The sequence below is a fragment of the Paenisporosarcina sp. P5_A11 genome (assembly GCF_056400705.1).
In genome coordinates this window covers 1-10,531 of record NZ_JBFUKT010000114.1, presented here as the reverse complement: position 1 = coordinate 10,531, position 10,531 = coordinate 1, and the positions used below count along the sequence as shown (strand labels likewise).

General features: G+C 38.6%; 11 protein-coding genes, 1 pseudogene and 1 other annotated feature. Of the genes and pseudogenes, 2 read left to right on the top strand and 10 right to left on the bottom strand.

Annotation, left to right across the window (positions count from 1 at the left end; genetic code table 11):
* From AC1DOS_RS13980 to AC1DOS_RS13960, 5 genes are all read right to left on the bottom strand, one after another.
* Positions 1-1,900 (bottom strand): AAA family ATPase (locus tag AC1DOS_RS13980; protein WP_477537990.1); only part of this gene is annotated, 1,900 nt, incomplete at its 3' end.
* Between the two features lie 2 nt (positions 1,901-1,902).
* Complete coding sequence (locus tag AC1DOS_RS13975; protein WP_477537989.1) at positions 1,903-3,249, bottom strand: 3' terminal RNA ribose 2'-O-methyltransferase Hen1; 1,347 nt, start codon at positions 3,247-3,249, stop codon at positions 1,903-1,905.
* Between the two features lie 62 nt (positions 3,250-3,311).
* Positions 3,312-3,476, bottom strand: coding sequence for a hypothetical protein (locus tag AC1DOS_RS13970; protein ID WP_477537991.1), 165 nt, complete (start codon positions 3,474-3,476; stop codon positions 3,312-3,314).
* A gap of 60 nt (positions 3,477-3,536) precedes the next feature.
* Positions 3,537-3,815: a hypothetical protein gene (locus AC1DOS_RS13965; protein ID WP_477537988.1), complete on the bottom strand. Its 279-nt coding sequence runs from the start codon at positions 3,813-3,815 to the stop codon at positions 3,537-3,539.
* A 54-nt stretch (positions 3,816-3,869) separates the two neighbouring features.
* Positions 3,870-4,316 carry a hypothetical protein gene (locus AC1DOS_RS13960; protein WP_477537987.1) on the bottom strand — a complete coding sequence of 149 codons (447 nt, stop codon included), beginning with the start codon at positions 4,314-4,316 and terminating at the stop codon, positions 3,870-3,872.
* A 141-nt stretch (positions 4,317-4,457) separates the two neighbouring features.
* Between AC1DOS_RS13960 and AC1DOS_RS13955 the strand changes: the two genes are divergently transcribed.
* Positions 4,458-4,643, top strand: coding sequence for a DUF4083 domain-containing protein (locus AC1DOS_RS13955; protein WP_477537986.1), 186 nt, complete (start codon positions 4,458-4,460; stop codon positions 4,641-4,643).
* Between the two features lie 94 nt (positions 4,644-4,737).
* Here AC1DOS_RS13955 and AC1DOS_RS13950 read toward each other — a convergent pair.
* The 5 genes and pseudogenes from AC1DOS_RS13950 to AC1DOS_RS13930 form a co-directional block, all read right to left on the bottom strand.
* Positions 4,738-5,146, bottom strand: a pseudogene (locus AC1DOS_RS13950) (DUF1801 domain-containing protein).
* Between the two features lie 200 nt (positions 5,147-5,346).
* Complete coding sequence (argH, locus tag AC1DOS_RS13945; RefSeq protein ID WP_477537985.1) at positions 5,347-6,717, bottom strand: argininosuccinate lyase; 1,371 nt, start codon at positions 6,715-6,717, stop codon at positions 5,347-5,349.
* Positions 6,714-7,922: an argininosuccinate synthase gene (locus AC1DOS_RS13940; protein ID WP_477537984.1), complete on the bottom strand. Its 1,209-nt coding sequence runs from the start codon at positions 7,920-7,922 to the stop codon at positions 6,714-6,716. The genes argH and AC1DOS_RS13940 overlap by 4 nt, the downstream gene beginning before the upstream one ends.
* Before the next feature lie 157 nt (positions 7,923-8,079).
* A complete protein-coding gene (locus AC1DOS_RS13935) occupies positions 8,080-8,832 on the bottom strand; it encodes an SDR family NAD(P)-dependent oxidoreductase (protein WP_477537983.1) in 753 nt (250 codons plus the stop codon).
* Positions 8,819-9,763 (bottom strand): MBL fold metallo-hydrolase, encoded by a 945-nt coding sequence (locus tag AC1DOS_RS13930; protein ID WP_477537982.1) that lies wholly within the window; start codon positions 9,761-9,763, stop codon positions 8,819-8,821. Before AC1DOS_RS13930 ends, AC1DOS_RS13935 begins: the two co-directional genes overlap by 14 nt.
* 206 nt (positions 9,764-9,969) lie before the next feature.
* Positions 9,970-10,181, top strand: a binding site (T-box leader).
* 54 nt (positions 10,182-10,235) lie between these two features.
* Between AC1DOS_RS13930 and AC1DOS_RS13925 the strand changes: the two genes are divergently transcribed.
* On the top strand, positions 10,236-10,531 hold a 296-nt coding region (locus AC1DOS_RS13925; RefSeq protein ID WP_477537981.1), incomplete at its 3' end, for an NAD(P)-binding domain-containing protein.

The following is a 10,531-nucleotide window of genomic DNA, read 5'->3' as shown; positions in this document are numbered from 1 at the left end:
CGTATTGGCTGCTAATCAGCTCTTTTGCTTTCAAGTTCCAAGGCATGATTTCAGCATCAAGTAATAAATAATCTGTATCATACGTTTCAAAATAGCCATTTTCATGCAAATCCCGATTGATCCGGCCAACTATTTGTTCTTCAGTAGCGACATCGAAAAATCGTCTGCCTGTTCTTGTATAAATGACTCCTAGTGACTCTATGCCTGTATGCTTTTTGGCGGATTCCATATCTTTGAACAAGAACAGAATTGCACGACTTCCCATATGTTTCTTTTCCGCAACCATGGTTTGAATCCCTTGGCTCTTGTAATAGTCTATTGCTTCTTTTGGATGCTCCAGGAACCCTTCTATAGATGATGGTTTTGGGGTTGGGCTCATCGTTGGTGGAATGTAGATTAATTGTTCAATTGGTATCGTGAAATGAGATACTGTGTCAATTGCAGGTTTTACGATGTCTTGATGTATTTTAACTTCTCCCATTTCTTCTGTAAGTACTGAATAGCCATTGATGAACTTACCGATATTCGGCGGATTCAAGCGATTTTTCTCCCATTCTTTTAAGGGATTGTCAGGAGTTCCTGAGTAGTCTTGCTTCGCTTTTACAGAGATGAATTCTCTTTCAGGATAACGAAAAGCAGTCAATGAACCGCCAAATACTACTCCTTGATCGATGTTAATCGTGTTATTGATTAGAAGAGGGGTAGGCTTAGGATCATGCCCCCAAACAATCAGGGAACTTTTCTTATGTGAGATAAACCAATCTTTACGCACTGGCTTTCCTGTTTCGTCAAATCCATCCGTATCACCATAGCGGCAAAAGTCACTTATTGCCTCCGATTGTTTCCCGATGAATTCATCTTTTATACCGGCATGAGCACAAATCAGAGTCCGAATCCCATTCTTCGTAAATACATAATGGGAGGGAGCTCGAAGAAGAAAATCCTTAAGTACCTTTTTTATCTCTTCTGTTTTTTCACTTCCATATTCCATTTCGTACGCCTTTAATTCGTCTTCCACTTTTTCGTCGCCATGGTTCAGGGTAACGTCTCTTCCATCCAGCCACCTTGCAATTTTCCAACCATGATTGCTGTCAATCATATAAGCTAGGTTTTGCTCAACATGCTCATGGAAAAAGAGGATGGTATTAAGTGATTGTGGCCCTCTGCTCATAACGTCACCTATGGAAACAAATTTCCGGCCATGCTGATGAAAATAGAGACCTTCTTGATTCTTTTCATAGCCTAATTGTTCAAGCAAGCGAATCATTTCCTCAAAGCAACCATGAATATCTCCAATAATGTCGATTCCATGCTGGATATCTTTTTCAATCGGGTTTGTACGTCTGATAAATTCCAGATTATCCGGTCCCTTTATTGTATAAACGGATATGTATCCTTCTTTTTTCAGGTAGTTCTTTTCCCTTTTGAATGTCTGATATTGCTGTTTAATACGTTTTTTCCCACGCGGATTGTCTCTTCTTTCATCCCGTTCAAGTAATTCTTCTTCGGCTATATCAAAAACAATGGATAAAATAGGGACATTGTTTTTTCTGGCCAAGGCAATGTATCTTTTTCGATCATCCGGATGAAGGTGAGTTGCATCCACAAAGGTCAGTTTATTCAGGCGGCACCTAGCATCAATAACTGAATCCATCATTGAGAAAGCTTCCTTGGAGATGGTCTGGTATTCGTCCATCAAATTGTCTGCTTCATCCTTCGGTCTGTCACGCCATTCAATGAATTCAATATCACTTACCAAAACCCTAAAGTCATCTGAACTTATGACCTCTGATAGAAGAATTTCATTTTTTTCAATCATCCTTTTTAACAACGTAGATTTTCCGCTATTGGATGGACCAATAAGCAAAACAATTCCTGCATGGGGCAATCTAATCTGCATAATCAGTCCTCCTTTCTTTTGAACACGCACATTTGTGTAGGGAAGCCATGAGTTTCATGCTCCTCGCCAATCCCATCAAACAGAAGTTCATAGTCATTTCTGTGATTTCGCTCTGTGCACCATCGACTGAATTCCTCTCTTGTCCATTCAAACCGATGGTCATTGTGACGGAGATGTTCTTCCATATCGTATACCTCGTTGTATTCCCGGTTTGGCGTTGTAATAATCAGGGCACCCGGCTGATAATCATTCAGCACAGTATCCATCGCCTTCGGCAAACGGTATTCGTCGATATGCTCGATCACCTCACACAAAATGATGATATCCTTGTCCTTCAATCTTTCATCATAGTAAAAGAGAGAACCCCAAAGTATTTCCGGGACTACAAATTCATCTATATTCTTCACTTTATTGAATCGATTTAATGCTTTGAGTGATTCAGACTCGGACGGTTCAACAGCCAGGATTTCTTTTACGCCTTCCACGAAACCAAGCTGTACGGAAAGCTTGCCTTCGCCCGAACCGAAGTCCACGACAGTTTTGGGTTTCATTCGGCTCACGGTATCAACGATTCTTTCATAGCGCAACTCATTTAATCGGACCTTTTTCACCGGTTCTACCTTTTTCTCTTCTCTACCCGAGTTTTCCACTAAGCTGTAAATTTCTTTAAACCTGAGAGCTTTACGATAAATCAGATCACGCAACGGATGCTGTTCCAGCCAGCCTTCTCCATATCTCTCCAGTTTTTCGATTTCTTTTTCATCAATGAAATAATGCTTGTAGTTATCGATAACCGGAATCAATACAAAGAGATGTCTCAACCCTTCTTGCAGTGTCTTCACGCCTTTTATTGAAATGTATCTTGCAGAACTCTTGTCCTTTACTTGAAACGAGTATTCAATTTCTGGTCGGGTAATCGTTACTTCATATCCAATCGGCTCGAATAGATTTTTTAATTCTTCATCTGATAATGTAGACACTACTGGCCCAAACTCGAAGTTGAAAGGAAACGGATAATCTACCCATTTTATATGTTCTTCCCTCGGCTGACCGTTCAATGCAGTACCTAGTGCAGACCTGATAAATGAACAAAAGATGCTGCTCACTGCAAACTCCCGATCGTTTATGTAATGCGTAATGTCATATGAATTTGAATTGTTTTTTACTAGTTCAATTGGATCTGGAGTTACAAAGATCGTCACTTCCAGCTCTGTCCCCGTAAACTTGCTATAAAATAGCCGTACGAGATGTCCTTTGTGATTTCTCTCATAAAGATTGCTTGGGTTCTTTGACAATAAATATGATATGGCTTTAACGTTGTCACCTGAAGCTTGAATTGTTAATTGCATTTGATATGCTCCTTTCTTACAACGAAATCCTTTTTTGATGAAGAATGAGGTTTATAATAAAACTATTCTGCACCTTGCTTACTTAGAAAAACAGCGACTTCCTCATTTCCATATTCCTTTGCAAAAGAGATGGCAGAATTTCCATCGTCAGCTTTTGCATTGATATCCGCAGATCTTTGTACACGCAACTTCACGATTTCAAATTGTTCGTAACAACTAACAATCATCAAAGGAGTAGTATGTCACATAGACAGCTTAGATGTACCTTTAACGCTCTTTCTAATAAATTACGATTGTATTTGTTTATCGAGAAAACGCATAAATTTAATTTGGGCTTGTTCGCTGCGAATAATTTTATTAACCCGTCTTGTGCTTTGCAAATACCCTCGAATGTTTCTATTTATAAAAAACAAACGATGATATCTTTCCTCATCATATATTGTTTTAAACCAATCCAGTTCTTTTAACCGAACAATATTCCGGTCAATTTTTCTCGTATCCAAACTATTGTCAATGCTAGTACCGCCTAACACCCCTGCAATTATATCCAATAAAAAACTAAACACAGTCCTCACCTTTTCTTTGCTGCTATTAAATAAAAATTTATGATTACTGAAACACTAATTTACTTCTATAGCAAAGGCATAGAAGGAATCGCCATTAGAAACGTTCTTAGCTTTATCGTCCATCCACCAGACACCGTATGAATAATAATATACTCCTTTTTGTGTAGGAGCGGAAAATTGATTATCTTTCATCACAACTTCAGTTTCCTTATTCTCACTGATTTGTCCTAAATAGAATTCATTTGGTTTTGGATTATAGTCCATTACTAAAGATATTATTTCACCCTGTTTTACCTTGATAGGTTCTTTTCCTTCTAAAAGGTCAATGGGTCCAGCGGTATCAACACAGGTATTTCCCCAACAATAAGTTCCGAGTGTTGTTTCAAACGTTTTATTACCAATCTCTATCGTGGTTTCAGGTGGTTTTTTTCCCGACAGTCCATCACTTGAACACCCCATCAGACTAAGTCCAGTTAAAAAAAGTAAAAAGCATTTTCTCATGTAAAGTCCCCCCATTTATTTAGAAGACGGTCTAAATAAAATTAAGTTACAAACAAATTCCGAAAATTCATTTTATTGTTCTGTGAATTCAAGTTTATAAATGTGGTATAATTAACCAAATTCAATTTCAGAGGTTGAAGGATGAATACTGGTGACATTTTTTATAAGATTATCATTTTAACTCTTCTCACAATAGGACTAATATCATTCATATTGTTTATACGAAGACTGTTACTCAATTCATATGCGCGGAAAAGTCACAACAAAGAAATCGAAGTTAAGCTTGATAAAATTATAAATTTACTTGAGAAAGAAAAGGTTAATTAATTCACTTTTTTATCCCATGTAATTTAATTAGAGCCTCTAAATAATGCTCTTTTTACATCTATTCAATTAAAAAAAGAGCTGACTAAGCAGCTCTTTACCGATTCGGAAACGTGTCTTGTAAAAAAGTTACAGATTGGTTGATTAGTGCTTTCAAGACATCTACGTCAATATCCGCTACTTTATTGATGTAAACACAAGCTTTTCCTGACGTATGTTTTCCAAAGCCTTTTAAAAATTCATCACGCTTAGCATTACCTGTTGCAAAATACAAACTGATCTTTGCTTTCCGAGGTGAAAAACCAACTAGAGTGGCATCCCCTTCCGTGGCCAGATTCGTATTTATAATCATATGATCCGAATCCAATAATACTTGGTCCCCACATCTTTGCAGGAAAACCTGTCGTTTCAGAAAAAATATCTAATAATTTATATGCATCTTCTCGCTTTTTTAGATTGTCGACATTTTCAATGACCTCAATGACACTACCTGGATAAGAAGTGATATTGGTTCTGTAAAAGGTGATTTGTGGATAGCTGATCCGAATGGAAGAAATGCAAGAGTATGGATACGCGATGTTGAGGAATATAGCTTTTTTCCATCAAAGTAATTTGAGTGATTTAACTCCTTCCCCATGAATAGCAGAGTTAATATGCATCAAGAAAATCCCACCTGCCTAAACGGCAAGTGGGATTTTCTTGATTGTTATAAAAGTGTTTTACCTTTCTCTATTTGTAAACGAACTTGATCAAACCCTGTTCCACCAAGGGAATTGCGTCGCTTAACTGCGGACACAGGTGACAATACGTCAAAAATATCGTCTTCAATTAAGTGACTAGCTTCTTGTAAGTCTTCAAGTGTTAGGTCTAACAAGTAAATCTTACGCTGAATACAAAGGAAAACTAGCTTCCCTGTCACTTCATGTGCTTCGCGGAATGGCATACCTTTTGTCGCTAAATAATCTGCGAGTTCTGTGGCATTTGAAAAGTCTTGATGTACTGCTTCATTCAATCGTTTCGTATGGATTGTCATCGTGCGAACCATACCTTCGAAAATTTGTAATGATCCATTCAATGTTTGAACAGTGTCGAACATGCCTTCTTTGTCTTCTTGCATATCTTTGTTATACGTGAGTGGTAAACCTTTTAGCGTGGTTAACAAACTAAATAAGTTACCGTACACACGACCCGTCTTGCCGCGAATCAATTCCGCCATATCAGGGTTTTTCTTTTGTGGCATGATGCTAGAGCCTGTGGCGAACGCATCGTCGAGTTCAATAAATTGAAACTCTTGGCTCGACCACAGGATGATTTCTTCAGCGAAACGAGATAAGTGCATCATCACAAGTGATGCATTACTTAAAAATTCCACGATGAAATCACGGTCACTCACAGCATCCATGCTATTTTGGTACACATGCTCAAACCCGAGATAATTGGCTGCTTTATCGCGGTCAATTGGGAATGTCGTACCTGCGAGTGCACCGGCACCTAGGGGTGATATATCTATACGTTTAAGCGACTCGGACAAACGTTGCTGATCTCGCTCAAGCATCCAGAAATATGCCATTAAATGATGAGCAAATGAAATGGGTTGTGCGCGTTGTAAATGGGTGTAGCCAGGTGCAATGGTTTCGACATGTTTTTCAGCTTGATAAAGGATGGCATTCTGAAATGCTTTTATACTGTCTACGATTTCAGCTACACGATGTTTTAAAAAGAGATGCATATCTGTCGCCACTTGATCATTACGACTGCGACCTGTGTGCAACTTCCCTCCAACTGGACCAATCAATTCAATAAGCAGCTTTTCTAAATTCAAGTGAATATCTTCGTTTGCAACTTCAAAAACCAATTCATCGTTTGCGGCTTTTTCTTTTAGTTGCTCGAGACCATTCAAAATAGCAGTTACATCATCTTGTGGTAAAATTTCGCAATCACCCAGCATTCTTACGTGAGCGATACTACCCGTCAAGTCTTCCATCACGAGTTGTTGATCAAAGCCAATGGATGCGCCAAATTCATCGACCCACTGTTCAGCAGACTTTTGAAAGCGACCTCCCCATAGCTTGGTCATACTAACACCTTCTTTTCTCCTTTATTGACCATAGCATGTACTTTTGTTGGAAGACCCCATAACTCAATGAAGCCGACTGCAGATGCATGGTTAAACTCGTCATTAGTAGAATACGTTGCAAGTTTCTCATCATATAAGGAATTCGGAGATTTACGTCCTTCTACGATTGCATGACCTTTGAATAATTTCACACGAACAACACCATTTACGTATACTTGAGTCTCTTTTAAGAATGCTTCAAGAGCAACTTTTAATGGAGAGAACCACAAACCTTCATAAATTAATTCCGTTAATTTTTTCTCAATCACGGGTTTAAAATGAGCTAGCTCTTTTACCAACGTGATGTCTTCAAGTTCTTTATGTGCTAGCAGTAATGTATGAGCTCCTGGAACTTCATACACTTCACGTGATTTAATACCAACTAAACGGTTTTCTACGTGATCGATACGACCCACCCCATGTTTTCCAGCAACCTTATTCACTTCTAAAATCAGTTCAGCTAACGAATATGGAACTCCATTTAATTCAGTTGGCACACCTTGATTAAACGTGATTTCAATAATATCTGCTGTATCTGGCGTATTTTCTAATGCTACCGTAATATCATACGCATCTTCTGGAGGTGTAGCCCAAGGGTCTTCAAGAATGCCACACTCATTTGCGCGGCCCCATAAATTTTGGTCGATTGAGAAAGGACTATCTAAATTTACTGGAATTGGAATGTTATTTTTTCTAGCGTACTCAATTTCTTCTTCACGCGACCAACCCCAAGCACGAACAGGTGCAATCACTTCTAATGATGGATCAAGTGAATTAATTGAAACCTCAAAACGGACTTGGTCATTGCCTTTTCCTGTACAACCATGTGCCACAGCTTGTGAACCTGTTTGATGTGCAATTTCGACTAGTTTTTTTGCTATTAACGGACGGGATAGTGCAGAAACGAGTGGATATTTATTTTCATACCAAGTATGAGCTTGAAGAGAAATCAATGCGTATTCATTTGCAAATTCGTCTTTTGCATCAATCATATAACTTTCAACAGCGCCCACTTGGATCGCTTTCTTTTTTATAAACTCTAAATCTTTACCTTCACCAACATCTAAACAAACAGCGATAACATCGTATCCTTGTTCTTTTAACCACGGAATTGCCACTGACGTATCTAAACCACCTGAATATGCGAGAACGACTTTTTTATTCATATTTCATTCCTCCTGAATGTATGTTTATTCATTTATTATGAATTAATATACACGAATGATAACATGGGATAAAAATGTAATCAAGTGTATTATCATACATTTAAAAAGTTTAACTATTCAAAAAGAGAGCTACCTAATAGGCAACTCCATTGAAATACTATTTTTTCATGAAAAAATCTCGACCTACTCGTTCTATGATTCCTGGCGCCATCCCGTACACTTTACTCGAAATACCCATATACCATGGTAAATTCACTTCACGAACTGGACGATTAATAACACGCACGACCGCATTTGAAACTTCCTCCACGGACAATAAAAATTTTTTCAATGATGTTTTATATGTTCCCGTAGAATCAGCCAAATCTAGAAATGGAGAATCGATGGGGCCAGGATTAATCGTCGTTACATAAATGCCGTACGGTTGTACTTCCATTCGTGTGGCGTTCGCATAGCCTAGAAGCGCATGTTTAGTAGCTGCATAAACAGATGCTTTGGGCGTTGCGATTTTCCCTGCCTGAGACGCGATATAAATCAAATGTCCTGTTTTACGTTCTATCATACTAGATAAAATCCTACGCGTTAACTTCATGGGTGCCGTTACATTAACGCGCATCATCTGTTCAATTTGTTCATCGGTTGTATCGTGTGCTAATGCAAATGTGCCAACTCCTGCAGAAAACACAACAATATCAAGTGCAGGACATTGATTAATAACTTTTTCGAGTGAATCTGCTTTAAGTAAGTCTGCTTCTATTGCATGAATGCCCAGCGACTCGAGTTTTTGTAGAGCATCTTTCGATCGACCAGTTGCATAAACGATGTAACCAATTGAATGAAGATCTTTAGCAACTTGTAATCCTACACCACTTGTAGCTCCCGTTACCAGGACGTTTTTAGGCTTGTGCATAAGAAAATACACCATTTTGATCGCGTGATTCAATTGCGAGACCTTCCGCAAGTAGGTAATCCACTTGCCCAATCGTTTCTGAAAGTGTCAATCCGAGTTCTTTTTCATAGACACTTGGAAATAGTTTCTGAGTAATTTCAAAAATGGTCAGTGGTTGTTGTCCAATCATAGCATGTACTTTCATTGCTCGATCACGTTGTCTTTCTAAACGATGGACAACCAATTCATGAACATTATAGACTTCATTTCCATGACCACTATAAATTTTTTCAACCGGCATTGTTAACACTTTTCTAAGCGATTCGTTGTATTGAAGCATCGCCTGAGGTCGTCCAGCACTCGGATCTAATGGTGGTTCAATTAATGGGTTTGAGGAAATTTTCTCTAATATATGGTCTCCACCAATCATCTCTCTGTTTTCAGCATGCCAAAATGAAATATGGCTTTGGGCATGACCGAGTGTTTCTATGATACTCCAACCCGGATGTCCCGGAAGTAAGTCACCTTCTTCAAGCGTAGCGTCTAGCGGACGATTGCCGAGGTATGACACAGGACGTTTCATTTTCTCTACCCACGAGTGATATTTTTCAGGAACACCTTCTTCTATTAATCGCTCTAAATAAAATTCATCATGGTAGGCAAAAAAGGCAGGATCACGTGTTAACCATAAATCATTGTAGACATGCCCATGTACTTTGGCTTGTGGAAACGCATCAATCCAGCCTGCATGGTCAGGGTGATGATGTGTCAAAAAGACTTGTTCAATATCACTAAAAGAATAACCAGCTTCTTTTATTCCGCGTTCTAATGCTTCGTATGCTTCAGGTGTTTTAGGACCTGCATCAATTAATGATAAGGAATCTCCTTTTAATAAATAGGCATTTACGTCACCTACAGCAAATGGTGTAGGTATTATTAGTTTATGTATCATTTCGCATTCTCCTTAAAATGAATCACTATTCACTCCATTGTACAAGTTTTCTCTGTTCTCGTCACGTTTCCAAGTAATTTAGAGTATTGTAATAGAAGAAAATTGGTTAGTTGCAACCAAATCATGGTTCCCCCTAGTCTAAAAAAGGATTTATTTTTAGTTGACATTTCTTGGTCCGGAAGTCTATAATTTCACTAATTTAGAAAGTTCAAGCTTTGATAAAGACTAGTAATTGTGTTGAAGGAAAGAAGAGAGTGTGCCCACCGGCTGAAAGGCACACTTCCCACTCACATGATGAACCTACTTTGGAGCTGCCATGTAAACATGGCCGTGCCTTCACGATATGAAGGAACAAGTTGTGCTCACTAGCTGGGCAAAACAAGGTGGTACCGCGGAAACATGCGTTTTCGTCCTTTTATTAGGACGAGAGCGCATTTTTTTACGTTTTAGAATAGAAAAAGGAGGAGTATCAATGAAAACGATTGTATTTGTTGGAGCGGGTTCTATGGCACAAGCGATGATTCATGGCTGGATGAAAGAGGCAACAGTTGCCCCGGAAAACGTTTATGTCATGAACAAATCAGATCAAGAAAAATTGGCTTCTCTTAACGAAACATATGGAGTACAGCTTGTTTGTGAAAAAAAAGAAATCTTAAAAACAGCCGATTTGGTTATATTGGCGATGAAACCAAAAGATGTTCAAGCAGGCATGAACTCGATTGCTACATACTTACCAACAACAGCTGTTGTCTTGTCCATACTTGCGGG